Raw genomic sequence first — 24,943 nt, 5'->3', positions numbered from 1 at the left:
AGGAGTGGGCAACCTCCTTGCCTTCGTCTTTTTCCGCCCTCGGGCCGCCCGTCACCCGCGGGCGAACCGGTCGAGGGCTGCGCGCTTGCGGGCCGTCATCGCCCGGGTGCCGCTGTGCCCGGAGTCCTCGAAGACCACCAGCTCCGCGTCGGGCCAGGCCCGGGCGAGCTCCCAGGCGGTGTCGAGGGGTGAGCCCAGGTCCAGGCGGCCGTGCAGCAGGACGCCGGGGATGCCGGCCAGCCGCCCGGCCTCGCGCAGGAGGACGCCCTCCGGCAGGAACGCGCCCTCGCTGAAGTAGTGCGCGCACAGCCGGGCGCGGTCGAGCATCGCGGGCAGGGGGCGGGCGCTGTAGGGCGGGGCGGTGGCGGCGCGGTCCAGGGAGATCGTCGCGTCCTCCCAGGCGTGCCAGGCGAGGGCGGCTCGCGCGCGCACGTCCGGGTCCGGGTCGGCCAGCGCCCGGCGGTAGCCGGGCAGCAGGTCGGCGTCGGGCACGCCGGCCCGGAACGCCGCCCACTCGGCCGGGAAGAACCGCGCCAGGCCCCGGTACAGCCAGTCGATCTCCGACCGGCGGGTGGTCGTGACGGCCGTGATCACGATCTCCGACACGCGCTCCGGGTGGCGCTCGGCGTAGGCCAGCAGCAGCGTCGAGCCCCACGACGCGCCGGAGAGCAGCCACCGCTCGACGCCGAGGTGCTCGCGCAGGCGCTCCACGTCCGCGACGAGGTGCTCGGTCGTGTTGTGGGCCAGGTCGGTGGCCGGGTCGCCGGCGCGGGGCGTGCTGCGCCCGCAGCCGCGCTGGTCGAACAGGACCACGCGGTAGCGGCTCGGGTCGAACAGCCTGCGGTGCGCCGGGGTGCAGCCCGAACCGGGACCGCCGTGGACGACCAGCGCGGGCTTGCCCTCCGGCGCGCCGCAGACCTCCCAGTACACGAGGTTGCCGTCGCCCACGTCGAGCATCCCCCGGTCGTGGGGCTCGATCGGGGGGTGCAGGGTGTCGGCCACGGCCCCGACCCTAGCGCCGGGACCGGACCGGGCAACCGGGTTTCCTCAGCGGATCGCCGCGGTGGGCAGCACCGGACCGGGCGGGGGCGTGGCGGTCCTGGTCGGGGTGCTCGTCGTGGTCGGGGTGGCGGGGGCGGCCGTCGCCGCCGCGGCGGTCGTGGGCTTGACCAGGACCAGGGCGTCGGCGCCGGCCAGGTCGAGGGACTCGGCGACGGCCTCGCCGTCGATCGTGGTCAGGCCGGGCGGCGGGGTCACGCGGGCCGCCTTGCCGGTCGGGTTGACGGCCACCCAGCCGTGGGTGAACTGCCGCGTCCACACGCCGTCGGCCAGGTGGTCGGCCGCCTCCACGGCCTCGCCCAGGCCCGCGTCCTGGTAGCGCGACCAGTCGGGGTTGCGGTAGTCCTTGGTGGTCGAGCCGTTCCAGCAGGTGCGCGGGCCGGCCAGCAGCGCGGCGGTGGCGTAGCCGACGCGCTCCTCGCGCTCGCCCTGGGTGTGGGTGACCAGCAGCAGCCACGACTCCCCCAGCGCCGCCTGCGCCCGCAGCTCCTTGAACTCGTTGCCCTTGAAGGTGATCAGCGCGCCGTCGCCGCTGTCGCGCAGGCCGAAGTTCTCCTCCATCGCGCCGTCGTACCGGGAGTGGGCCGACCACCGGCCCGGTGTCAGCTGCGACTCCGACACGTTGGGGATCAGCATCTTCCCGTGCTTGTGCAGCGATTCGCCCGCCACCTCCAGGAAGCGGTCGAGGCCCTCGCGGATGAGGCGGTCGGTGGCGTCGGCGTCGGCGGTGCCCTTGAGCACGGCCGAGGAGTAGAACCGCAGCGAGCTGAAGTCGTTGTCGGCGAACACCCCGTCCCAGCCCTCGCGGACCACCTCGGCGGTCACCGCCTCGGCCCACGCCCGCTGGTAGCCCTCGTCCCACACCGCCATCTGCCAGTGCTGCGGGTAGACCGTCCACTCGATGCGCCGGTCGGCCCGGTCGACGGCGAACCAGTCCTTGTCGCGCTGCTCGGCGGCGTAGTAGCCGATCCCGGTGGGCAGCAGCGGCGCGTCCTTGCCGCCGATGACCGCGCCGGGGTAGTTGCGGGTGCTGGAGAAGTCCTTGTACACCAGCACCTTGATCTTCGGGTTGAGCTTGCGCAGCCGCCGCAGCGCGGTCGTCTCGGTGGCGTTGAGCACCACCACGGCGTAGTGCTCCGCGGCGAACTTGAGGTCCACGTAGGACGGCGTGTCGCCGATGCCGTACCACCACGCGCACGGGGCCAGCGGCTTGGGCGGCGGCTTGAGCCCGTCCTCGCCGGGCGGGTCGCCGCGGCCCGGCGCCTCGCCCCCGCCCGGCGGCCCGGCCGGGTCCGCGGCCAGCGGGGGCGCCTGGTTGCCGGCCGAGCTCGGCAGCACCGCCGAGCCGGCCAGGAGCAGTGTGATGGCGCACGCCCCGGCGAGCACGCGCCTGGTGCGGTCACGGATCAGCGGTTCCTTCGGCACAACAGCTCACCCACCGTCAGCAACAGGATTCTCGCGTCCAGCCACAACGACCAATTGGCGATGTAGTAGTTGTCGTAGCGGGACCTGTCCACTATCGAGGTGTCCCCTCTCAACCCGTGCACCTGGGCCAGGCCGGTCAATCCGGTCGGCACCCGGTGCCGGGCCCAGTATAGGTCGTGCACCGCCGAGAATTCGCGAACGAAACCCGGTCGTTCGGGGCGCGGCCCGACAATCGACATGTCACCTTTCAGGATGTTCCACAACTGCGGCAACTCGTCCAGCGAGGTGCGGCGCAGGAATCGCCCGACCGGGCCCACCCGGCGGTCGCCGACGACGGACCAGCGGACCTGCGAGTCGTCCTGGTCGGTCATCCGGACGCTGCGCAGCTTGTAGAGCACGAAGGTGCGGTCGTCCATGCCGACCCGGACCTGCCGGAAGATCACCGGCCGGCCGCTCTCCAGCACCACGGCCAGGGCGCACAGCGCGATCACCGGGGCGAGCGCGACCAGCGCGAACGCCGCCAGCACCACGTCCGCCACCCGCTTGACCCACCAGCTGGGCCTGCTGGTCGGCGCGCTGCTCAGCCGCACCAGCGGGAAGCTGCGCAGCCGCTCGACGTCGGGGCCGTCCTGGCACAGCTCGTACATGCGGGGCACCACGTAGATCGAGCAGCCCAGCCGGTGGGCGGTGACGGCCGCGGTGACCAGCGGCGAGTCGGCGGCGTGGGAGAACGCCAGCACGACGGTGCCCGCGCGCGACCGGGTGATGGCGTCGGCCAGGCCGCCGTCCAGCAGCGGCGCCGGCAGCGCCGCGGGCGCCAGCGCGGGCGCGGGGTCGACGAACCCGACCGGGCGCAGGCCGTACTCGGGGTGCCGCAGCATGGCGGCGGCCAGGGCGGCGCCCACCTGGCCCGCGCCGACCACCACCGTCCGGTCGCAGCGGTGGAAGCGCCGGCGGGCCCAGCGGCCGAAAGAGAACACGAACAGGCGAGCCGGTTCACTCCAGAAGGTGAAGTTCACGATGGCCCACTGCACCTGCGCCGTCGTCTCCGGCGGCGTGCGCAGCACCAGCCCTGCCCCGGTGACCAGGGCGAACGCCGACGCGGTCGCGATCACCGAGCGGGGCAGCTCGTGCAGCCAGGACAGCCACAGCCGCCGCCGGTACAGCCGGGCGGAGGCCCGCACGCCGAGCAGCACGACCGCCGCCGCGCAGGCCCACCGCCGGTCCACCGCCGCCGCGGCCACCGCGAACGCCGCCACGTCGACCACGACCAGCAGCACCGCCACCGCGTTGACCCGGCCGAGCAGGTCGCGCCCCGCCTCGGGCCGCAGCCGGCCCGGCGGGGCCGAGGCCGGGGCCGCCGCGCCCACCCGGTTCACCGCGCGCCGCCCGTCCGGGCGGCCAGCGGCGCCCGGCTGCCCGGCCCCCGCCGCGCCAACACCACGCCACACCACATTCCGTCGACGTCCTTCCCACCGGTCGGCGGCCGGCCGGCGGCGGTCCGCGCCTTCTCGGACCACCGCACCCGTGAACCGACCGAGTTCACTCGAACGAGCATTTTGATCACTCACTGCATAAAAGCCGGAACAGGACTGTCCTTATTCACTCCTTCGAGAGGTCGGAACCTCCTTCCCGGCGACAAAGCGCGCGGCTTGAGCGGCTTCCGGTCACCATCCCGGGTCCGTGGAACACGGGGTGCGGAGAACCCGGCGCGAGTTCCCAGCGAATAATTCTGGCCCGCTTAGCCGCGACGAGGGAAATGGGGTCGACCAGTGGCCGTCGACGAACGACAAGCGACCGCCGGGGCGGGCGCGACCCGCACCGGCGGGCGGGCGCACGTGGTGCTGCCCGCCTACAACGAAGCGGCCTCCCTGCCGCCGCTGCTGCGCCGGATCGCCGAGGTGGCCCGCACCGAGCGGGTGTCGGTGTGGGTGGTGGACGACGGCTCGTCCGACGGCACCGCCGACGTGGCCGCCGAGGCGTCCGACCTGGACGTGCACGTGGTGCGGCACCCGGAGAACCTCGGGCTCGGGCAGGCCGTGCAGTCCGGGCTGCGGGCCGTGCTGGCGGTGGCCGGGCAGGACGACCTCGTGGTGGTGATGGACGCCGACGACACCCACGACCCCGCGCTGATCACCGCGCTGCGCGAGCGGATCGCGGCGGGCGCGGACGTGGTGATCTGCTCCCGGTTCGTGGCCGGCGGCGACGACGCCACCGCGCCCGCGTTCCGCCGGCTGCTCTCGCGCGGCGCGGCCCTGCTGTTCCGGCGGGTGCTGCGGGTCGACGGCGTGCGCGACTTCACCAGCGGGTTCCGCGCCTACCGGGTCAGCCTGCTGCACCGGGTGGCCGGCCACTGGGGCGAGCGCCTGGTCGAGGAGCGCGGCTTCGCGTGCATGGTGGAGCTGCTGCTCAAGCTGCGGCACTGCCACCCGGTGATCGCGGAGGTGCCGCTGCGGCTGCGCTACGACCGCAAGCGGGGGCCCAGCAAGCTCAAGCTGCGGCGGACGATCGCGCAGTACCTGAAGCTGCTCGTGCGCGACCGCCTGGCCCCCGCCCCCTACCGCCCGCTGTGAGGGACGACCGTGAGCGATGAGGTGGTGGGCGGGTGGCCGGCGCGGCGACCCGAGCCGGCGGCGTCGGCGGAGGCGGTGGCGAAGTCGGTGGCGGACGGCGGGGACGCGGGTGGCGAGCGCGGTCCGGCGGCCCCCTCGGGGCCGGGGGCCGGGCGGGGGCCGGCGGGGCTGCGGGTGGCCGTGCTCGGCGGCGGGATCTGCGGGCTGGCCGCCGCGCACCGGCTGGTCCGGGCGGGCGCGCGGGTGACCCTGCTGGAGGGCAGCGACCAGCTCGGCGGGCTGGGCACGTTCTTCCCGTGGCGCGACGGCTGGGTGGAGCGGTTCTACCACTGCGTCATGCCCAGCGACGACGACCTGCTGGGGCTGCTGGGCGAACTGGGCCTGCGCGAGGGCGTGCGGTGGCGGCGCACCCGCATGGGCATGGTCGTCGACCGCCGCCACCACCCGTTCAACTCGGCCCTCGACCTGCTGCGGTTCACGCCGCTGACGCTGCGCGAGCGGGTGCGGTTCGGCGTGGTGTCGCTGCTGCTGCGGCGGTTGGGCCGGGGCCGGGACCTCGACCGGCTGCGCACCGAGGACTGGCTGCGCGAGGTCTACGGCGACCGGGTGTGGGACCGGCTGCTCGCGCCGATGTTCGGGTCCAAGTTCGGCGCGGCGTTCGGCGACGTGCCCGCGCTGTACCTGTGGCAGCGGCTGGGGCGCGAGAGCAACGTCTCGGTGCGCGGCTACCCCGAGGGGGGCTACAAGTCCGTCATCGACGCCCTGCGCTCGTCCATCGAGGACGCCGGCGGCGTGGTGCGGACCTCCGCGCCGGTCCACCGGCTCACCGTCGGGGCGGGGCGGGCGCTGGCCACCACGGCCGACGGCGCGACCACCGAGGCCGACCGGGTGATCTCGACGCTGCCGCTGCCGGTGCTGCGGCAGGTCGCGGACGGCGACCTGGCCGGGCTGGTGCCGGACGTGGAGCTGCCCTACCAGGGCGTGGTGAACGCGCTGTTCTTCCTCAAGCGCCCGCTGACCGGGCACTACTGGGCCCCCGTCGTGCGCTCGGGCACCGACTTCGACGGCGTCGTCGAGATGTCCGCGCTGGCCGGGACGTTCGCCGGGCGGCACCTGGTGTACGCGATGCGCTACACCGACCGGGCGTCCGCGCTCTACCGCGAGCCCGAGGGGCGGATCGCGGCGCGCTGGACCAAGCAGCTGGTCGGGCTGTACCCGGACCTCACCTCGGCCGACGTGGACGACGTGCGGGTGTTCAAGGCGCCGTTCGTGGAACCGGTGTACCCCTTGGGGTACCTGGCGCGGCAGCCCCCGGTGCGGATCGCGGGCACGCCGGTGCTGCTGGCCACGACGGCGCACGTCTACCCGTCGGTCACGAGCTGGAACTCCGGCGTCGCCCTGGCGAACCGCGTCGTCGCGCTGCTGGACGACGCGGCCCGCGGCGGTTCAGCCGACCAGCGCCGGGGCGGCGAAGCGCTCGCCGACCAGCTCCTCCAGGGCGGCGGCGATCCGCACCGAGGGTGAGCCCGTGCCGTAGGGCGACGGGATGGCGGCCAGGCGCGCGCGGTGGCCGGCGACGTCGTCCAGCCACCTGCGCGCCGCCGCGCCGATCCCCGGGCCCGGCGGCACCAGCGTGCCGAACGTCCCCTCGATCTCGGGGCGCTCGGTGCTGCGCCGCACCACGACCACGGGCCGCTTCAGGACGCTGACCTCCTCCTGGATGCCGCCGGAGTCGGACACGACGACGGCGGCCCCGCCCGCCAGCGCCAGGAACTCCGGGTAGGCCATCGGTTCGACCGCGCGCAGCTCGGCCAGCAGCGGGTCGAGGCCGAAGCCCGCCACGCGCTTGGCCGTGCGCGGGTGCAGCGGCAGCACGACCGGCAGCGGCAGGGCGGCCATCTCGCGCAGGACCACCTCCAGGGTGGCGGGGTCGTCGACGTTCTCGGGGCGGTGGAGGGTGGCGACCGCGTAGCCGTCGCGGCGCAGGCCGTGCGCGGACAGCACCGCGGCCTCGGCCTCGGGGCCGGGCAGCGCGGCCTCCAGCGCCTCCACGACCGTGTTGCCGGTCAGGGCGATCCGGCCGGCGTCGATCCGCTCCGCCACCAGGTTGCCCTCGTTGAGCGCGGTGGGAGCGCAGCACAGGTCGGCGAGGTGGTCGATGGCGACCCGGTTGTGCTCCTCGGGCATCGCGCGGTCGAAGCTGCGCAGGCCCGCCTCGACGTGCACCAGCGGCACGTCGTTCGCGTTGGCGGCCAGCGCGCCGGCGAGCGCGGAGGTCGTGTCGCCCTGCACGACGACGGCGGAGGTGCGGTGCGCGGTCAGGACGTCGTCCACGGCCTGCACCGCCAGGCCGAGCTGCGCGCCGCGCCGGGCGCCGCCGAGCGCGAAACCGTGGTAGGCGCCCGGTTCCGGGACGTCCCGGCGGATCAGCTCGCACATCGCGCGGTCGTAGTGCTGTCCGGTGTAGACCAGGACCGCGCGCGGCCCGAACAGCCTGACCAGCGGGGCGAGCTTGATCAGTTCCGGGCGGGTGCCGCAGACCAGCGTGACGGTGTTCACGGTTCTCCTCGGTGGCCGGTGCTTCGCCAACGGTGCGCACGCTAGGGTCCGCGGGGCCGGTTTCCGTTGCGCCTCAGTCGATCGAGTGAACGAAGGTGTCGGGCCGGCGGTGCTCCCACTACGGTGCCCGCGTGATCAGGAAATTCCAGGCCGCCGCCGTCGCCGCGATGACCGCGGGCGCGCTGGGCGCGCCGCCCGGCGAGGGCCCGCTGCTGCCGGACTTGAGACAGGCGCCGGTCGGCTGCCCCGGCGGCACTGACCGGAACCCGAGGTTGTGCACGCACTGGGACGTGTGCATGGTGGCCGACGCCGCGGCGCCCAACGGCGACTGCGTGGCGTCCGGACCGGTGGGGGCGGTGCGGCTGAGGTTCACGACGTCGGCGGACAACGTCGGCGACGGACCGCTGCTCATCTACGCGAAGCGCGACTCGGTGGACCAGCCGACGATGACCGCGCGCCAAGCCTTCCAGTCCGCGCAGGACCGCTCCATCCCGGACTCCTACGACTCGGCGCAGCACCCGATCCCGGCGAAGGTGTACTACGAGCCGGCGCCTGCGCACACCCACTGGCACCTGCTGGACTTCGAGCACTTCCAGCTCCGCAGCCCCGACGGCCGCACCCTGGTGACCGACCGCAAGACCGGCTTCTGCCTCGGCGACCGCTACGAGACCAGGGACTCGCGCAGCCTCCAGCACCGCCCGCGGACCACGTCGCCCAAGGGCGAGCCCCTCCCGGACAGCGCGCTGGCGCCGGAGGGCAGGCTCACGCTGTTCCTCCAGCAGCACAGGTGCCGCCACCACGAGCCGCGGGCGCTGGACGTGGTCGAGGGCATCTCGGTGGGCTACGGCGACGACTACGACTACCGGGTCGACTACCAGTGGCTCGACCTGACCGACGTGCCGTCGGGCGTCTACGACGTGGTGAACCTGGTCAACGCCGACCGGAGCTTCGTGGAGAAGCGCTACGACAACAACGCCTCCTCCATCGCGATCTCCGTGCGGTGGCCGGGCGGCGGCGACCGGCCCGAGGTCATCACCGAGCCCCCGAGGGTCAAGCTGCTGCGCAGCTGCCCGGACAGCGAGCGCTGCGCCGATTCCTAGGCGCGGGCGCGCCGCGCGGCGAGGGGGTGCGCGGCAAGGGGGTGCGCGGTCGAGCGGCGGTGGAGCCGTTGCGGGCGCCGGTCCTCCGGGTCAGCGGCCGAGGTCGGCCAGCACCGCGCGCGCGGCCCGCCGGCCGGAGACCAGGGCGCCCTGGATGGAGGCGGTGTCGCGGTGGTCGCCGCAGACGTAGCGGCGGCCACCCGCGCGCACCGGCCGGCGGAAGCGGTGCGGGGCGGGCATCGCGGGCAGGGCCCGGGGGATCGCGTAGCAGGCCAGGGTTTCCCAGGACCGGGTGTCCACCCCGTACAGCGCGGCCAGCGCGGTCCGCACGTCCTGCTCCGGGACGTCGTCGAGCACGGAAGCCTGCACCAGCGGCGCGTGCGGCGAGTAGCTCGGCGCGACCTCGGAGACGACCGCGGTGTTGGCGATCGGGCCGCCGTCGGCGTCCACGAGCAGCGCCGGGTCGCGCAGCGGGGACTCCGGCGGGCGGAAGTACCAGGTGGTGACGCCGTTCCAGGTCGGCTCCGGGCACTCCGGGAGCAGCCGGGCGGCCGTGGTGCCGTCGGTGGCGACCACCACGGCGTCGGCGTCGACCCGCGAGCCGTCGGACAGCGCGACGCCGTCGTCGTGCACCGCCACCACCTTCGCGCCCAGCCGCACCGGCAGGCCCTGCGCGAGCTGGCGGGGCAGCGCGCCCATGCCGGCCGCCGGGAGGGCCGCGCCGCCCAGCGCGAAGCAGCGCCACACCAGGCGGAAGAAGCGGGCGGAGGTGACGAGGTCGCGTTCCAGGAACACGCCCTGCAGGAACGGCCGCAGCACGCGGGCGACCGCGTCGTCCGACAGCCACCGCCGCAGCTCGTCGCGGGTCGTCCGGTCCGGCGCGCCGGGGACCTCGCGCCGGACGAGGTCGCGCAGGGTGAACGCCACCAGCGCGGCCAGGTCGCGCCACCCCAGCACGTGCTGCGCCAGCGCGCCCTGCCAGGCGGCCGGCCCGCAGCGGGGGTCGGCGAGCAGGTCGTGCCGGCCGCCGTCGTGGACGAACGCGCCGCGCCGGAACGGCCGCAGCTCCAGCGCGGCCAGGTCCACCCGGGCCAGCTCGGGGTAGGCAGGCAGCAGGAGCTGGAACCCCCGGTCCAGCCGCACGCCGTCCACCACGTCGGTGCGCACGCGGCCACCCACGTCGTCGCCCGCCTCCAGCACCGTCACGTCCGCGGCGGACGCCCGCAGCGCCCGCGCCGCGCTGAGCCCGGCCAGTCCCGCCCCGACGATCGCCACGTGCACGCGACGACGCTAACCGCGCTGCGGCCGGTTCGCAGGACGGGGCCGCCGCGGACGGGCGCTGCCCGGACCGGCGAGGCGCGCCCGGACCGGCGACGCGCCCGCAGCCGCGGTCCGCGCGCCGGGGTCGGCACGGCCCGGGCCGGTGCGGCGTGGACCCGGGTCGGCCGGGTCAGCACACTGGAGCCATGGTCAGCAGCGAACCGGCCCACTTCGACGTCGTGATCGTGGGCGCCGGGCTCTCCGGCATCGGCGCGGCGTACCGCCTGGGCGCCGAGCACCCCGGCAAGTCCTGGGCGATCCTGGAGGCCCGCGACGCGATCGGCGGGACGTGGGACCTGTTCCGCTACCCCGGCGTCCGGTCCGACTCCGACATGTTCACCCTCGGCTACCCGTTCCGGCCGTGGCGGGAGGCACGGTCCATCGCGGACGGGCCGGCGATCCTGGACTACGTGCGGCGCACCGCCGCCGAGCACGGCATCGACCGGCGCATCCGGTTCCGCAGCAGGGTGCTCGCGGCCGACTGGTCGACCCGCGACCAGCGCTGGACGCTGACCCTGGCCGACGGCGACGCGGTGACCTGCGGCTTCCTCTACTCCTGCACGGGCTACTACGACTACGAGCGCGGCCACGAGCCGGAGTTCCCCGGCATCGGGTCGTTCACCGGCCGGGTCGTGCACCCGCAGTTCTGGCCGCCGGACCTCGACCACGCGGGCAAGCGGGTCGTCGTCATCGGCAGCGGCGCGACCGCCGTCACCCTCGTGCCGACGATGGCCCGGACCGCCGCGCACGTGACCATGCTCCAGCGCTCCCCCACCTGGATCAGCCCGGTGCCCGGTCGGGACGCCCTGGCCGACCGCCTGCGCGCGCTGCTGCCCGCCGGCGTGGCGCACCGGGTGGTGCGGGCCAAGAACATCGCGTTCTCCACCGCCTTCTTCCAGTTCTGCCGGCGGTTCCCGGGCGCGGCGCGCCGGCTGCTCACCGGCCTGGCGGTCAAGGCGCTGCGGGACGAGCAGGCGGTGCGGGAGCACTTCACCCCGACCTACGACCCGTGGGACCAGCGGCTGTGCGCGGTCCCGGACGCCGACCTGTTCGAGGCGATCAGGGCGGGCACGGCGTCGGTGGTGACCGACCACGTGGACTCGTTCGTGCCCGAGGGCGTGCGGCTGCGGTCCGGGCGGGTGCTGGCGGCCGACGTCGTGGTCACGGCGACCGGGCTGCGGATGCTGGCGCTGGGCGGCATCCGGCCCAGCGTGGACGGCGCGGCCGTCGAGCTGTCCGAGCAGTGGGTGTGGCGCGGGGCGATGATCACCGGGCTGCCGAACCTCGCGATGTGCGTCGGCTACACCAACGCGTCCTGGACGCTGCGCGCCGACCTCACGTCCCGGCTGGTGTGCCGGGTGCTGGCCCACCTCGACCGCGCGGGCCTGGGCTCCGTGGCGCCCCGGCCGGACCGGGCGCTCCCGCGCCGGCCGCTGCTGGACCTGGCTTCCGGGTACGTCCGGCGCTCGATCGACGCGTTCCCGCGCCAGGGCGACCGCGACCCGTGGCGGGTGCGGCAGAACTACGTGGTGGACCTGCTGCAGACGCTGCGCGGCGACCTGGGCGACCAGCTGGTCGGCGTGCGCGCGCGGTCGTCCGCCGACCGGGCTGTGACATAGTCGTCCGGTGATCGGCCGACTCGTCCCCCTCGCGCTCCTGCTGGCCGTGGCGGCGTGCGGCGGCGCGCCCCCCGTGCCGCCCCCGGCGCCCACCCCGAGCGGGCCGCCGTGCCCGGCCGGCGGGGTGGACATCGCGGCGGAGGGCGGGGAGGCCGCGATGGGGCTGCGGGTGCTGAAGCTGCGGATGCGCAACTGCGGCGCCACGCCGTACCCGGTCAGCGGCTACCCCGACCTGGAGCTGCTGGACGAGGACGGGCAGGTGCTCGACGTCGAGGTCCAGCAGGGCTCGACGGGCATCTCGCGGGTGGACTGGTTCGAGGAGCCGCCGCAGGAGGTGACCCTCCAGCCCGGCGACACGGCCACCAGCGGCCTGGTGTGGCGCAACACCTACGACGACACGACCGAGCCGCCGCAGGTCGGGACGCGGATCGCCGTGGCCCCGGTGGCCGGGCGGCCCAGGCTGACGTTCCGGCCGGAGCCGGCCGGGGCGGGCGGGACCGCCACGCCCACCACGATCGACCTGGGCAGCACCGGCGTGGTCGGCGTGCGGGCCTGGACCACGCCCTGACCCCGGGCGCCGCGCGGTCCCGGGGGATCGGGCGGCGCGGCCGGTCGGCCGGTCGCGCGGTGGCCGGCGCCGCGTCCGGTCAGCGGCGGCCTCGCGGCTCGTAGTCGTCCTCGTCGTCGTACTCGGGCTCGACGTCCTTCAGCGGCCGGTTGCTCCACGAGTCGAACACCACCAGCAGCGCGGCGACCACGATCACGCCCACGCCCACCACCGGCAGGCCGCCCCAGAACATGAGGCCCGCCAGCACCAGCATCGGCAGCACGGCGAACAGGCAGAACGGGTCGACCCGCCCGAAAGCCGGCCGGCGCTGCCCCGAAGATCGACCGTACTGCCCCGCCATCAGCCCGCCTGTCCGTCGTCCGCCGTGTCCGGTTCCCCGGGTCCGTCACCCGGGAGCCCCGAACAGCATAATTCTCGCCCCCCGAGCGGTACGCCGGGTTACGGGCACGCCGCCGCACGGCCGGCGGGTTCGCGCGATCCGGCGATCGTTCCCCGCGGGGAGCCTCACCCGAACGGACCGGTTCGCACACCGCGTCACGGCCCGACGTGCGGTGCTGCGACCGGCGGGGCGGTCGGCGGCCACCACCCCGCTCGGCGGACCGGGCCGCCGGAGCCCGGCCGCCCCACGACCGCGGCGCACCGGGAAACACCATCCGTACCGCTCCGGACACCACCTGTGACATTGATCTCTTCGCGCGCGGTGCGGCGGTCCGGTCCCGTCGTGCGCTCCGCCATCGCGGCGGGGCACCCGCACGACCGGCGTCGGGTGCCCCACCGCCGGGGAGCGCGCGCGGCCGGCTACGCGGCCACCGCGCCGTCGGCGAGCCGCACGCGCCTCCCCTCGAACCGGGACCGGGTGCGGCGGTCGTGGGTGACGACGACCAGCGCGCCCCGGTAGTCGGCCAGCGCGTGCTCCAGGTCCTCGACCAGCGCCGGCGACAGGTGGTTGGTCGGCTCGTCGAGCAGCAGCAGGTCCACCGGGTCGACCAGCAGGCGGGCCAGCTCCGCCCGCCGCCGCTGCCCGTAGGACAGCTCGCCCAGCCGCAGCCCGAGGTCGCGGGGCGCGAACAGGCCGAGGGCCAGCAGCTCGTCCGCGTGGTCGGCGGGGTGGCCCCGCCCCCGCGCGAACGACTCCAGCAGGGTCAGCCCCAGGTCCCGGGGCGCCTCGTCCTGCCGCAGGTGCCCCACCCGCGCCGGGACGGCCACCCGGCCCTCGTCGGGCTCGACCTCACCCGCCAGCAGGCGCACGAGCGTGGTCTTGCCCGCGCCGTTCGGGCCGGTGACCAGGACCCGCTCACCGGGCCGGATCGCCAGGTGCGGCACGTGCAGCCGGTCGCCCACCCGCGCGCCCGCCACCTCGGCCACCCACCCGCGGTCCGCGGGCGCGGTGACCCGGGCGGTGAAGCGCACCGGGTCGGGCGGCGGCGCGACCGGGTCCCCGACCAGCCGGGCGACGCGCTCCTTGGCGTTGCGGACGCGGCTCATCGCGCCGTGGCCGCGGCCCCGCGCCCGGAACGGGCCGGCCGCGAACACCGCCAGCGGCAGCTTGCGCGGGATCGCGCCCAGGCGACCGGCCGCCGACTCGGCCAGCCTCCGGTGGCGGGCCAGCTCCCGCTTCCACTCCTCGTGCTCGCGCAGGCGGCGCGCGCGGGCGGCGGCCTTGGCGGCGAGGTAGCCGCCGTAGCCGTCGCCGAAGCGGGTCACGCCGCCCTCCTCGACCTCCAGGATCGTCGAGGTGACGCGGTCCAGGAACACCCGGTCGTGGGTGATCGCCACGACCGTGCCCCGGTGCCGGGACAGGCGCCGTTCGAGCCAGGCGACGGCCTCGTCGTCCAGGTCGTTGGTCGGCTCGTCCAGCAGCAGCAGCTCCGGCTCGGACGCCAGGGTCGCCGCCAGCGCGAGCCGGGACCGCTCGCCGCCGGACAGCGCGCCCAGCGGCCGGGCCCGGTCCAGGCCCGGCAGGCCCAGGCCGTGCAGGGCGATGTCCACCCGGGTGTCGGCCTCGTAGCCGCCGCGCGCCTCGAACCGCTCGACCAGGTCCGCGTAGCCGGCCGGGTCGGTCAGGTCGGCCTCGGCCGCCCTGAGGCGCGCTTCGAGGTGGCGCAGGTCGGCCAGGGCGAGGTCGATCGCGTCCCCCACCGTGGCGTGCGGCGGGAGGTCCGGGGTCTGCGGCAGGTAGCCGACGCCGCCGGGGGCGACCGCGGTCACCTCGCCGTTGTCGGGGGCCAGCCGGCCGGCGAGCAGCGCGAGCAGGGTCGACTTGCCCGAGCCGTTGTCGCCGATGACGCCGACCTTCTCGCCGGGCTTGACGGTCAGCGAGACCCGGTCCAGGACGAGGCGGTCGGCGTAGCGCTTGGTGACGTCTTGAAGGGTGAGTTGCGCGGTGCGCAAGGCAGGCTCCTGTCCTCGACCGGCGCGGGTCGAGTTGATCGGGTGCGAAGTGGCGAGGGGCGCGCCGCGGAGCCGTGCTCCACGCGGACGCGCGTCCGATCACAGGAAGTACAAGGTGCCCATGTTGCCAACCATTGTGCGTCGGGCGCCGGTGATCGACAAGGGGGCGGGCGCGTGAACGCGATCACCGGCGGGCGGCCCCGCGGGGCCCCGCCGACGGGCTATGCACCGTGAGTAGCGCTCCTGTCAACAAACGTGAGTAAGCTCACCACTAATAGGTGATTCCTTGCCCCTGCCCGTCACCAGCGGTTACGTTTCCGGCCGCTGATTACGGTTCGATCACTAGAAGGACACGGGCACGTCATCCCCCGGACGAGGCCCGGACCTGGATCCCCCGCCAGGTTCGCGGTGGTCGAGCTTCCCCGACGCAGGAGGCCCCACCCTTGGCTCGCCACAGGAAGACCCGTGGGCAGCAGCCGATCGTCTTCACGGTCAGCGCGCAAGCCCCCGGCCACGTCGGCGCGCACCGCGCCGAACCCGATCGGACGCTGCCCAAGCGGCTGTCCGCCGTCGCCGTCGCCGTCGGCATCGTGACCGGCGCGGGCGCCGCGGCCCACGCCGTGACCAGCGGCTCGGTCAACCCCATGGCAGGCGGCGCGGACTTCGGCGGCGTGCCCGACGAGCACGTCCGCACCGGCAAGGTCGACACCGTGCACGCCATCGACCTCGGCTCGGAGACCGCCCGCATCATCCGGCAGGAGCAGCTGACCGCGCTCCAGGCGTTCAACCAGGCCAGCGGCGTCGCGCAGAACGGCTACTCGGCGCGCCAGCAGGCCGCCGCCGAGAAGGCCGCCAAGGACGCGAAGGACGCCGAGGAGGCCCGCAAGTCGCCGCACCAGCGGCAGGTCGAGGGCTGGATCCGGGAAGCCATCGCCATCCTCGCGGCCAACGGCACGCCGATCACCGAGGACAGCGTCGACGAGATCTACACGATCATCGAGAAGGAGTCCAACGGCAACCCGAACGCCGTGAACAACTGGGACTCCAACGCCGCGCGCGGCACCCCCTCCAAGGGCCTCATGCAGTGCATCGACCCGACGTTCCAGGCTTACAAGCTGGCCGGGCACGACGACATCTACAACCCGGTGGCCAACATCATCGCCGGCGTCCGCTACACCTACGCCCGCTACGGCGGCTTCGGCGGCCACCCCGGCCTGGTGTCCATGACCAACGGCACGGGCTACCGGGGCTACTGACCCGCCCCGGTCCGCCGCGCCGGCTCGGCGCGGCCGTGCCCCCCACGGGGTGCGCGGCCCCTCGCCCGCGGCCCCGCCCGGCCTCGTCCCGCCCTCGACGCGCGCGTGCCGCGCGGCGGCCCGTCCCCGCGGCCGGACCGCCGCGCGGACCTCACGCGACCGCGGCGGGCCGCGGCAGGTGGCGTGCGCAGTGCGGGCAGATCGGCCACTCCCGCCAGGTGTAGCAACCCCGGTCGGGGATGGGCAGGCACAGCGCCCGGCACACCGCGCGGTAGCGGTCGCCGACGTGGGCGGAGTGGCGTGCGGGTTCGTTCGCGGAGACCAGGTGGCGCTGCTCGGCGAAGACGCCCGGCAGCAGACGACCCGTTGTCACGAGTCCTCCCGGAAGGTTGGCGGGAGACCGGCGGGGCGCCCGGGGCGGCGCGCCCCGGGCGTGGCGTTCGGCAGTTAAGGGAGGCGGCCCTCCCCCCTGGCCCCCCTGGTCGCAAGACCGCCTCGTGTGCCAGTGTGTGCGCCCGGTCCTGCGGTTAGCTTGCAGGGTTCTGCAACCCGCAGGTCAGGGGCGGTTTCCGGGAGGTCGCGGAGGTGGAGTTCGGGCTGCTCGGCGAGGTCCGGGCGCAGGTCGGCGGCCGTCTGGTCGACCTCGGCGCGGCGCGGCAGCGGTGCGTGCTGGCCGCGCTGGCGGTGGACGTCGGCCGCGTCGTCCCGGTCGACCGGCTGGTCCGGCGCGTGTGGGGCGACGACCCGCCCCGGCGGGCGCGGGCGACGCTGTCGAGCTACGTCTCCCGGCTGCGCCGCGCCCAAGTGGACATTGTGCTCCGCTCCGGCGGATATGTCCTCGTCGCCGACGGATCCGCGGTGGACCTGCACCTGTTCCGCTCGCTGCGCGCCCGCGCGCGAGCCGCCGACGACCGGACGGCCGAACCGCTGCTGGCCCGCGCGGTGGCCCTGTGGCGGGGCGCGGCGCTGACCGGGCTGACGGGCGACTGGGCCGCCGCCGAGGGCGACCGGCTGGACCTGGAGCGGCTGGACGCGGAGTGCGAGCACACCGAGGTCCGGCTGCGGCTGGGCCAGGGCGACCGGCTGGTGGCCGAGCTGGCCGCCCGCGCCGCCGAGCACCCGCTGGACGAGCGCGTGGCCGCGCACCACCAGCTCGCCCTGTACCGGGCGGGGCGGGCGGGCGAGGCGCTGGCGCGGTACCGCGACCTCCGCGCGCGGCTGGCGCGGGACCTGGGCGCCGAGCCCGGCCCGGAGCTGCAGCGGCTGCACCAGCGGGTCCTGCGCGCCGACCCGGCCCTGCTCGGCCGGGCCGGTGACGGCGGCGAGCACCGGGCGGCCGCTGCCCCGTCGCCGCCGGCCACCGCCCCCGCGCCGCCCGCCCACCCGGTGCCGAGGCAGCTGCCCGCCATGCCGCCGGCCTTCGTCGGCCGCGAGGACGAGCTGGAGCAGCCGGGCGCCACCGGCACGACCGTGATCGCGGGCGCGGGCGGGGTCGGCAAGACGTGGCTGGCGCTGCGCTGGGCGCACCGCCACGCCGGCCGCTTCCCCGACGGCCAGCTGTTCGTGGACCTGCGCGGGTTCGGCCCCGAGGGCGCGCCGATGCCGCCGGCCCTGGCGGTGCGCGGGTTCCTGGCCGCGCTGGGCGTCGACCCGGCGCGCGTCCCGGTCGACCCGCACGCGCAGGCCGCGCTGTTCCGCAGCCTGGTGGCGGACAAGCGGGTGCTGCTGGTGGTCGACAACGCCGCCGACACCGCCCAGGTCGCGCCGCTGCTGCCGGGCGGGGCGTCCTGCGCCGTCCTGGTCACCAGCCGCAACCGGCTGCCCGGCCTGACCGCCGCGCACGGCGCGCGCCACCTGTTCCTGGACGTGCTGCCCGACGCCGAGGCGCACGCCCTGCTCACCGCCCGGCTCGGCGCGGACCGGGTGGCCGCCGAGGCCGCCGCCGCGGCCGACCTCGTCGCGCTGACCGGCGGGTTCCCGCTGGCGCTGGGCATCGTCGCCGCCCGCGCGCACAGCCACCCGGCGCTGCCCCTGGCCACCCTCGCCGCCGAGCTGCGCGACCTCGGCCTGGGCGCGCTGGACGACGACGACCCGGCGGCGAGCCTGCCCGCCGTGCTGTCGTGGTCCCACCGGGCGCTCACGGCGGAGCAGGCGCGGGTGTTCGGCCTGCTCGGCGGCGCGCCCGGCCCGGACACCGGGCTGCCCGCCGCCGCCGCGCTCACCGGGCTGCCGCCGGACCGCGCCCGCGCCGTCCTGCGCGCCCTGGAGCAGGCGTCGCTGCTCGTGCGGGACGCGCGCGGGCGCTACCGGATGCACGACCTGATCCGCCGGTTCGCCGCGGACGCGCCGCTCCCGCCCGGGGAGCGCGCCGCCGCCCTGCACCGCGTCGTGGACTTCCACCTGCACACCGCGTTCGCCGCCCGCCGCCTGCTCAACCCGCACGCCACGCCGATCGACCTCGACCCGCCGAGCGCACCGCCGCACCCGCTGCCGGACTACGCGGCGGCGCTGGCGTGGTTCGACGCCGAGCACCGGTGCGTGCTGGCCGCGCAGCGCGCCGCCGCCGGGCTGGGCCGCCACCGGGCGGTGTGGCAGCTGGCGTGGACGCTGACCACGTTCCACCTGCGCCGCGGCCACAGCCAGGACAACCTGGCCGCGTGGCGCGCGGCGATGGCCGCCGCCGACCACCTGGGCGACCCGGTCGTCCGGACCCGCGTGCACCGCCTGCTGGGCGACGCCCTGGTGGAGGTCGGGCGGCACGAGGAGGCCGTCGAGCACCTGCACCGCGCGCTGGCGCTGGCCGAGGGGTCCGGCGACCTGCTCAACCAGGGCCAGGTGCACCGGACCCTGTCCTGGGCGTGGGACCAGCGGGGCGACGGCGGCCGGGCCCTGGCCCACGCCCGGCACGCCCTGGGCATCTACCGCGCGCTGGACGACCCGGCCGGGGAGGCGGACGCGCTCAACGGCGTCGGCTGGTACGCGGCCCGCCTGGGCGAGCACGACCTCGCGCGCGAGCACTGCGCGGCGGCCCTCGCCCTGCACCGCAGGCACCGGCACCGCTACGGCGAGGCGACGACGCTGGACAGCCTCGCCTACATCGCCCACCAGACCGGCGACTTCGCGGCGGCGGCCGACCACTACGGGGCGGCGGTCGCGCTGCTGCTGGACCTGGGCAGCGCGCTGCAGGCCGCCGAGGCGCTGGAGAAGCTGGGCGACTCGCACCAGGCGGCCGGCCGCGCCGACGAGGCGCGAGCGGCCTGGCTGCGGGCGGCGAACCTGTTCCGCGCCCACGACCGCCACACCGACGCCGACCGCGTGCGGGCCCGCCTGGACGCGCCGACCTGAAAGGCCGTCCCGACACCCGTTCCCGGTCATCGGTCCCGGGCCGCAGCCACCACCGCACCCCGCCGGCGCGCCCGACGATCACGACGTCCGTGGCGGACGAACCGGCCCGGGATCCGGGCGCGCCGCGGGCGCAGGGGCGCAACCTCTTCACCGCACGGACGTCCTGTCGGCATGACGCCGACTCCAGAAGGTCTTGCGCTTCCCGCTGATCCGACTCGGGTGAACGACTACGACAGCATCGCCGAGGGGTACGCGGCCGAGAACGAGACCAGCCTCATGAACGCGTACTACGAGCGGCCCGCGATGCTGGAACTCGCCGGGGACGTGGCCGGCCGGCGGATCCTCGACGCCGGCTGCGGCTCGGGGCCCCTGTTCGCCGAGCTGCGCGCCCGGGGCGCGGTCGTGACCGGCGTCGACGCGAGCGCCGGCATGCTGGAGCTGGCCCGGCGGCGGCTGGGCGCCGACGCGGACCTGCGGGTCGCCGACCTGGCCGACCCGCTGCCCTTCCCCGACGGCGCGTTCGACGACGTCATCGCCTCCCTGGTGCTGCACTACCTGGAGGACTGGGCGCCGACGCTGGCCGAGCTGCGGCGCGTGCTGACGCCCGGCGGGCGGCTCATCGTCTCGGTCGAGCACCCCTTCGTCATCACCCTGATGCAGCGCTCGGCCGGGGAGAAGCCCGACTACTTCCGGACCCGCAACCGGGTCGAGGAGTGGACCATGGGCGGGCGGACCGCCCGGATGAGCTTCTGGGACCGCCCGCTGCACGCGATGACCGACGCCTTCACCGCGGCCGGTTTCCGCATCGACGCCATCAGCGAGCCGCCGCCCGCGCCCGCCGCCCCCGACCTGTTCCCCGAGGTGTTCCGCGAGTTCGCGGGCACCAGCTTCCTGGGCTTCCTGTTCTTCGTCCTGCGGGCCGGCTGACCGCACCCTGACGTTCCTGCGGGACAGGCGTTCCCGCGCTCGGCGCTGCGCCCGCCGAGTCCTGTTCGGACTCCCCGGGCCGGGACGGCGGCGACGGTCGCCACCGGGAGTGTGGCGGGGCAAGGCACCGCCGCGATCCGCCTCCCGGCGCCGGAACCCGCCGGCGCACGAGGAAGACCGGGGTCCGAGGACGGGCGCCGACGCGCCCGCGGTCCGGCTCGACCGGCTGCCCGGAGCGGCTGCGGCTCATCGGGGGGCGCGTGGCCGAGCCGGGGGTCGAGGAGCGGCGCCCCTCGACCCCCGCTGCCCGGGAACGGCGTTGCCCTGCCAGGCGCCGGTGGATTCGGCGCCGCCCCGGACCGGAGCCGCGCGGCCCCCGTGCCCCGTCACGCCGGCGCTCCGCGCCACCGGTTCACCCGGTGGCGCAAGGGGTTGCGGCAACCCGAAGCGCGTGCGGTCCTGAGTGCGCGGGAGCGCGAGCGCCTCCGGTCCGGAGTGCACCCGTCCGAAGTGAACGGAGCCTGACGCGGGGGCGTCCCGGGGAACAGCACTGCCCGACGGGAGTGCGTCCGCGGCGAGTTCAGGCGCGCCAGACGGTCCCGCGCCGCTCGTACTCCAGCACCGTCTCCACCCGGTTGGTGAACTTCGCGCCCAGGAAGCGCTCCACCAGCCACAGCGACACCTCCAGCCCGGCCGTGACACCGCCGCCGGTCACGAGGGTGTCGTCGTCCACGACCCGCGCGTGCACGACCGTCGCGCCCTGCGCCGCGAGGTCCGCCTTGGCCCCGGCGTGCGTGGTGGCGGGGCGGCCGCGGGTCAGGCCGGCCGCCGACAGCACCATGACGCCGGTGCAGATCCCCACCGGCAGCGCGGGGGAGCCCGCCAGGCGGCGGAGGAAGCCCTGGTCGGAGATCAGCCGGTGCACGCCCGGCCCGTTCCGGTCGGTGTAGCCGCCGCCGGGCACCACCAGCACGTCCGCGTCCCGCGGCGACCAGCCCCGGGGCACCTCCATCCGCGTGCCGTAGGCGCAGGTGACCGTGCCGGGGCGGCCGGTGGTGACCAGGGTGGACCGCACGGCCCCGCCCATCTGCTCGGCCAGCCCGAACACCTCCACCGGGGCGATCAGGTCCTGCTCCTCCACTCCGTCGAACATCAGTACCTGCACGCGCAGCGGGCTCGCCGCCGTCGCGACGACCGGCGTGGCCACCAGGCCACCCGCGGACAACGCCGATGCGCGGATGAAAGTGCGACGTTCCATCGAACTCCTCCCCTAGCCGGTGACGGAGTGGTCGGACCACCCGGCCGCGGAGTTCCCGACCGGCCGAAGCCGGCGCCCGGCGGGAACCGACCGCCCCGCCCGTCCGACCACTGGCACGTCGGGTGCTTCCCCTTCCCCCCACCCGACCGCGAGACGTGCTCACGCCGGGCCGGTCCGCCGCCCCGACGGCCCCACCGGCCCGGCGTCGCACGCCCGCCCGGAGCGCGATCACGCCCGGAAGCGCGGTCACCCCCGGAGCGCGGTCACGCCTGGAAGCGGTAGCCGCGGCCGGGTTCGGTGATCAGGTGGCGGGGCCGGGAGGGCTCGGGTTCGAGCTTGCGGCGCAACTGCGCCAGGTAGACCCGCAGGTAGTGGGTCGCCGTCTCGTGGCCCGCGCCCCACACCCTCGCCAGCAGCTCGCGCTGGGCGACGGGCCGCCCGCCGGCCGCGATCAGGACCTCCAGCAGCGCCCACTCGGTGCGGGTCAGGCGCACCTCCGCGCCGTCCCGGCGCACCTTCTTCGCGGTCAGGTCGACGGTGAACGACGCGGTGCGCACCGGGGGCTCGCCGGTCGGCCGGGGACCGGCGCGCCGCACCGCCGCCCGCAGCCGCGCGAGGAACTCGTCCATCCCGAACGGCTTGGTCACGTAGTCGTCCGCGCCCGCGTCCAGCGCCGCGACCTTGTCCGCCGAGCCGGTCCGCGCGGACAGCACCACGATCGGCGTGGTGCACCGCGCGCGCAGCCCGGTGATCACCTCGATCCCGTCCACGTCGGGTAATCGCAGGTCCAGCACCACGACGTCCGGCGCGCCCGCCGCGGCCTCCCGCAGCGCCGACGCGCCGTCCGCGGCGGTCAGCACGCGGTAGCCGCGCGCGGTCAGGGCGACCCGCAGGGCGCGGGCGACCTGCGGGTCGTCCTCCACGACGAGCACGGTGGTCACGGCCGTCACGCCACCGCCACCTCCGCCACGGGCAGCGAGACCACGATCGTCAGCCCGCCGCCGGGGGTGTCCTCGGCGGCGATCGCGCCGTCCATCGCCTCCACGAAACCCCTGGCCACGCTCAGCCCCAGCCCCAGCCCCGGGGTGGCGTCGCGGTCGCCGAGGCGCTGGAACGGCGCGAACACGGCGTCCGCGGTGTTCTTCGGCAGGCCCCGCCCGTGGTCGACCACGCGCAGCTCCACCCGGTCGCCGTAGGCGCTGGCGCGCACCGCGACCTCGGGTTCGTCGGTGGCGATCGTGCCGTCGCCGTCCACGTCCACCTGCCGGCGCGGGTGCAGCCGGCCGTGCCGCAGGGCGTTGTCGACGACGTTGGCCACCACGCGCTCCAGCAGCCCGACGTCGGCCAGCACGGCGGGCAGCTGCTCGCCCACGTCCACCGACACCAGCCGCCGGTCGTCGATGCCCGCCAGCGCCCGCGCCACCACCTCGTCGAACGTCACCGCCCGCAGCAGCGGTCGCACCGCGCCGGTCGCCAGGCGGGAGGAGTCGAGCAGGTTGTCCACCAGGCCCGCCAGCCGGTCGGCCGACACCTCGACGGTCTCCAGCAGCTCCTCGGTGTCCTCGGCGGACAGGCGCAGCTCCGCGTCCCGCAGGCTGCCGACGGCCGCTTTGATGGACGTGAGCGGCGTGCGCAGGTCGTGCCCGACGGCCGACAGCAGCGCGGTGCGCAGCTCGGTGGTCTCGGCGCGGCGCTGCGCCTCGGCGGTCTCGGCCGCCATCCGCTGCTGCCGCAACGCCATCAGCGCCTGCCCGGCCGCGGCCTCCAGGGCGCGCCGGTCCCCCGCCGGCAGCGCCCGCCCGCGCAGCGCCAGGTGCACGTCGGCGGTGACCGGCACGTCCACGTCGGCGTCGTCGGGGTCGTCGCACGGCCGCGGCCCGGCGCACGCGACCCGCTCCCACCCGCCCTCGCGGCGCTCCAGCAGGGCCACCGACTCCAGCCCGAAGTTCTCCCGCACCTTCTCCAGCAGCCGGGTCAGCGGGTGCGGGTCGGCCAGCACGGTGCGCGCGTAGGAGGCCAGCAGCGCGGCCTCGGTGCGCGCCCGCGCGCCCTGCTCCGCCAGCCTGGCCGCGCGGTCCACCACCAGCGCCACCAGCACCGCCACGGTGAGCATCGCGACCAGCGCCACCAGGTTCTCCGGCGTGGCCACGGCCAGGCTGTAGTAGGGCGGGGTGAAGAAGAAGTTCAGCAGCCCCGCGCCCAGCAGCGCCGCGACCACCGCCGGGCCGACCCCGCCGACCAGCGCGACGGCCACCGCGGCGAGGAAGAACCCGACCAGGTCGGTGGCGAAGGACAGGCCCCCGCGGGCGAGCAGCCCCAGCCCGGTCACCGCGAGCGGCAGCAGCACCGCCAGCAGCCTGCCCAGCAGCACCCGCCGCCGGCTCAGCGGGTTGCGGCCCGCCCGGCGGCGCGGGCCGCGCCGGGCCTCGGGGTGGGTGACCATGTGCACGTCGATGGGGCCCGACGCCTGGATGACCGCCGCGCCGATGCCCTCGTCGAACACCCGCGCCAGCCGCGACCGGCGGGACGTGCCCAGCACCAGCTGCGTGGCGTTGACGCCCCGCGCGAAGTCCAGCAGCGCCGTCGGCACGTCGTCGCCCACGACGGTGTGGAAGGTGGCGCCCACGTCCTCGGCCACCCGGCGGAATCGGGCCACCAGCCGCGGGGGGACGCCGGTCAGGCCGTCGCCGCGCAGGACGTGCACGACGACCAGGTCCGCCCCGGCCCGCACGGCGATCCGCCGCGCCCGCCGGATCAGCGTCTCGCTCTCGGCGCCGCCGGTGATCGCGGCCACCACCCGCTCGCGGGTCTCCCACGTGTCGGTGATGCGCTGCTCGCTGCGGTAGCGCTGGAGCGCCACCTCCACCTGGTCGGCCACCCACAGCAGGGCCAGCTCGCGCAGCGCGGTCAGGTTGCCCGGCCGGAAGTAGTTGCCCAGCGCGGCGTCGATCCGGTGGGCGGCGTAGACGTTGCCGTGGGCCAGCCGGCGGCGCAGCGCCTCCGGGGTGATGTCGACCAGCTCGACCTGCTCGGCCCGGCGCACCACCTCGTCGGGCACGGTCTCCCGCTGCCGCACCCCGGTGATCCGCTCCACCACGTCGTTCAGCGACTCCAGGTGCTGCACGTTGACCGTGGACAGCACGTCGATCCCCGCCTCCAGCAGCTCCTCGACGTCCTGCCAGCGCTTGGCGTTGCGCGAGCCGGGCGCGTTGGTGTGGGCCAGCTCGTCCACGACGGCGACCTCGGGCGCGCGGGCGAGCAGGGCGTCGACGTCCAGCTCGGCGAACTCGGCCCCGCGGTGGCGCACCACCTTGCGCGGCAGCCGCTCCAGGCCGTCCAGCAGCTGCGCGGTCTTCTCCCGGCCGTGCGTCTCCACCAGCCCGACGACCACGTCGGTGCCCCGCTCGCGGCGGCGGTGGGCCTCGCCCAGCATCGCGAACGTCTTGCCCACGCCGGGCGCCGCCCCGAAGTGGATCCGCAGTTGGCCGCGCTTGCGCTTGCTCTCCACGCGGACCAGTGTGCTCCGCCCGGCGCACCGGTGAA

General features: G+C 76.0%; 18 protein-coding genes and 1 pseudogene. 8 read left to right on the top strand and 11 right to left on the bottom strand.

Features of this window, described 5'->3' with window-relative positions; all coding sequences use genetic code 11:
- Window positions 1–51: 51 nt before the first annotated feature.
- From pip to JOE68_RS25750, 3 genes are all read right to left on the bottom strand, one after another.
- Window positions 52–957 (bottom strand): prolyl aminopeptidase, encoded by a 906-nt coding sequence (gene pip / locus JOE68_RS25760; protein WP_239564804.1) that lies wholly within the window; start codon window positions 955–957, stop codon window positions 52–54.
- Window positions 958–1,047: 90 nt separating this feature from the next.
- Entirely contained in the window at window positions 1,048–2,484 is a 1,437-nt protein-coding gene (locus JOE68_RS25755) for a putative glycoside hydrolase family 15 protein (protein ID WP_307819894.1), read from the bottom strand.
- A complete protein-coding gene (locus JOE68_RS25750) occupies window positions 2,466–3,854 on the bottom strand; it encodes a sugar transferase (protein WP_307819892.1) in 1,389 nt (462 codons plus the stop codon). Before JOE68_RS25750 ends, JOE68_RS25755 begins: the two co-directional genes overlap by 19 nt.
- Before the next feature lie 402 nt (window positions 3,855–4,256).
- On the opposite strand from JOE68_RS25750, the gene JOE68_RS25745 reads away from it, so the two are divergent.
- Together JOE68_RS25745 and JOE68_RS25740 are read left to right on the top strand one after the other, a co-directional pair.
- Window positions 4,257–5,057 (top strand): glycosyltransferase, encoded by an 801-nt coding sequence (locus JOE68_RS25745; RefSeq protein ID WP_204844864.1) that lies wholly within the window; start codon window positions 4,257–4,259, stop codon window positions 5,055–5,057.
- Window positions 5,058–5,066: 9 nt separating this feature from the next.
- A complete protein-coding gene (locus JOE68_RS25740; protein ID WP_346038771.1) occupies window positions 5,067–6,581 on the top strand; it encodes an FAD-dependent oxidoreductase in 1,515 nt (504 codons plus the stop codon).
- Here the strand turns inward: JOE68_RS25740 and wecB are convergent.
- A complete protein-coding gene (gene wecB / locus JOE68_RS25735; protein ID WP_204844863.1) occupies window positions 6,504–7,616 on the bottom strand; it encodes a non-hydrolyzing UDP-N-acetylglucosamine 2-epimerase in 1,113 nt (370 codons plus the stop codon). The two genes, JOE68_RS25740 and wecB, sit on opposite strands and share 78 nt — an antisense overlap.
- Window positions 7,617–7,747: 131 nt before the next feature.
- Here wecB and JOE68_RS25730 point away from each other — a divergent pair, with 131 nt between their 5' ends.
- On the top strand, window positions 7,748–8,716 hold the full coding sequence (locus JOE68_RS25730) for a lysyl oxidase family protein (protein WP_204844862.1): 969 nt from the start codon (window positions 7,748–7,750) through the stop codon (window positions 8,714–8,716).
- Window positions 8,717–8,806: 90 nt separating this feature from the next.
- Here JOE68_RS25730 and JOE68_RS25725 read toward each other — a convergent pair whose 3' ends face one another.
- Complete coding sequence (locus tag JOE68_RS25725) at window positions 8,807–9,997, bottom strand: NAD(P)/FAD-dependent oxidoreductase (RefSeq protein ID WP_204844861.1); 1,191 nt, start codon at window positions 9,995–9,997, stop codon at window positions 8,807–8,809.
- A gap of 185 nt (window positions 9,998–10,182) precedes the next feature.
- On the opposite strand from JOE68_RS25725, the gene JOE68_RS25720 reads away from it, so the two are divergent.
- The gene (locus JOE68_RS25720; RefSeq protein ID WP_204844860.1) at window positions 10,183–11,655 is read left to right on the top strand and encodes a flavin-containing monooxygenase; all 1,473 of its coding nucleotides are present in this window, start codon (window positions 10,183–10,185) and stop codon (window positions 11,653–11,655) included.
- 7 nt (window positions 11,656–11,662) lie between these two features.
- Window positions 11,663–12,223 carry a DUF4232 domain-containing protein gene (locus tag JOE68_RS25715; RefSeq protein WP_204844859.1) on the top strand — a complete coding sequence of 187 codons (561 nt, stop codon included), beginning with the start codon at window positions 11,663–11,665 and terminating at the stop codon, window positions 12,221–12,223.
- 79 nt (window positions 12,224–12,302) lie between these two features.
- Here the strand turns inward: JOE68_RS25715 and JOE68_RS25710 are convergent, their stop codons facing one another.
- Together JOE68_RS25710 and JOE68_RS25705 are read right to left on the bottom strand one after the other, a co-directional pair.
- Window positions 12,303–12,563 carry a hypothetical protein gene (locus JOE68_RS25710; protein ID WP_204844858.1) on the bottom strand — a complete coding sequence of 87 codons (261 nt, stop codon included), beginning with the start codon at window positions 12,561–12,563 and terminating at the stop codon, window positions 12,303–12,305.
- A 458-nt stretch (window positions 12,564–13,021) separates the two neighbouring features.
- Window positions 13,022–14,614, bottom strand: coding sequence for a TlrC/CarA/OleB/SrmB family ABC-F type ribosomal protection protein (locus tag JOE68_RS25705; protein WP_204844857.1), 1,593 nt, complete (start codon window positions 14,612–14,614; stop codon window positions 13,022–13,024).
- Window positions 14,615–15,519: 905 nt separating this feature from the next.
- On the opposite strand from JOE68_RS25705, the pseudogene JOE68_RS32475 reads away from it, so the two are divergent.
- Window positions 15,520–15,870, top strand: a pseudogene (locus JOE68_RS32475) (transglycosylase SLT domain-containing protein); the annotation flags it as partial.
- Between the two features lie 151 nt (window positions 15,871–16,021).
- Here JOE68_RS32475 and JOE68_RS25695 read toward each other — a convergent pair.
- Window positions 16,022–16,243 (bottom strand): hypothetical protein, encoded by a 222-nt coding sequence (locus JOE68_RS25695; protein WP_204844855.1) that lies wholly within the window; start codon window positions 16,241–16,243, stop codon window positions 16,022–16,024.
- Window positions 16,244–16,455: 212 nt separating this feature from the next.
- Here JOE68_RS25695 and JOE68_RS25690 point away from each other — a divergent pair, with 212 nt between their 5' ends.
- Together JOE68_RS25690 and JOE68_RS25685 are read left to right on the top strand one after the other, a co-directional pair.
- Entirely contained in the window at window positions 16,456–19,215 is a 2,760-nt protein-coding gene (locus tag JOE68_RS25690; RefSeq protein ID WP_204844854.1) for an AfsR/SARP family transcriptional regulator, read from the top strand.
- Between the two features lie 171 nt (window positions 19,216–19,386).
- Window positions 19,387–20,142: a class I SAM-dependent methyltransferase gene (locus JOE68_RS25685; RefSeq protein ID WP_204844853.1), complete on the top strand. Its 756-nt coding sequence runs from the start codon at window positions 19,387–19,389 to the stop codon at window positions 20,140–20,142.
- Between the two features lie 580 nt (window positions 20,143–20,722).
- On the opposite strand, the gene JOE68_RS25680 is transcribed toward JOE68_RS25685, so the two are convergent.
- The 3 genes from JOE68_RS25680 to JOE68_RS25670 form a co-directional block, all read right to left on the bottom strand.
- On the bottom strand, window positions 20,723–21,400 hold the full coding sequence (locus JOE68_RS25680) for a DJ-1/PfpI family protein (protein WP_204844852.1): 678 nt from the start codon (window positions 21,398–21,400) through the stop codon (window positions 20,723–20,725).
- Window positions 21,401–21,663: 263 nt separating this feature from the next.
- The gene (locus JOE68_RS25675; RefSeq protein ID WP_372443338.1) at window positions 21,664–22,350 is read right to left on the bottom strand and encodes a response regulator; all 687 of its coding nucleotides are present in this window, start codon (window positions 22,348–22,350) and stop codon (window positions 21,664–21,666) included.
- On the bottom strand, window positions 22,347–24,908 hold the full coding sequence (locus JOE68_RS25670) for a DUF4118 domain-containing protein (protein WP_307819891.1): 2,562 nt from the start codon (window positions 24,906–24,908) through the stop codon (window positions 22,347–22,349). The genes JOE68_RS25675 and JOE68_RS25670 overlap by 4 nt, the downstream gene beginning before the upstream one ends.
- Between the last annotated feature and the right edge of the window lie 35 nt (window positions 24,909–24,943).

It is taken from the genome of Saccharothrix algeriensis, from assembly GCF_016907655.1.
GTDB lineage: Bacteria > Actinomycetota > Actinomycetes > Mycobacteriales > Pseudonocardiaceae > Actinosynnema > Actinosynnema algeriense.
The sequence above is the reverse complement of the archived record's forward strand: the minus strand, read 5'-3'. Positions and strand labels throughout refer to the sequence as shown.

Excerpts from the sequence above, each read along its gene's own strand:
- pip (WP_239564804.1), bottom strand. The coding sequence starts at position 957 with ATGCTCGACGTGGGCGACGGCAACCTCGTGTACTGGGAGGTCTGCGGC.
- JOE68_RS25720 (WP_204844860.1), top strand. The coding sequence starts at position 10,183 with ATGGTCAGCAGCGAACCGGCCCACTTCGACGTCGTGATCGTGGGCGCC.
- JOE68_RS25710 (WP_204844858.1), bottom strand. The coding sequence starts at position 12,563 with ATGGCGGGGCAGTACGGTCGATCTTCGGGGCAGCGCCGGCCGGCTTTC.
- JOE68_RS25685 (WP_204844853.1), top strand. The coding sequence starts at position 19,387 with ATGACGCCGACTCCAGAAGGTCTTGCGCTTCCCGCTGATCCGACTCGG.
- JOE68_RS25680 (WP_204844852.1), bottom strand. The coding sequence starts at position 21,400 with ATGGAACGTCGCACTTTCATCCGCGCATCGGCGTTGTCCGCGGGTGGC.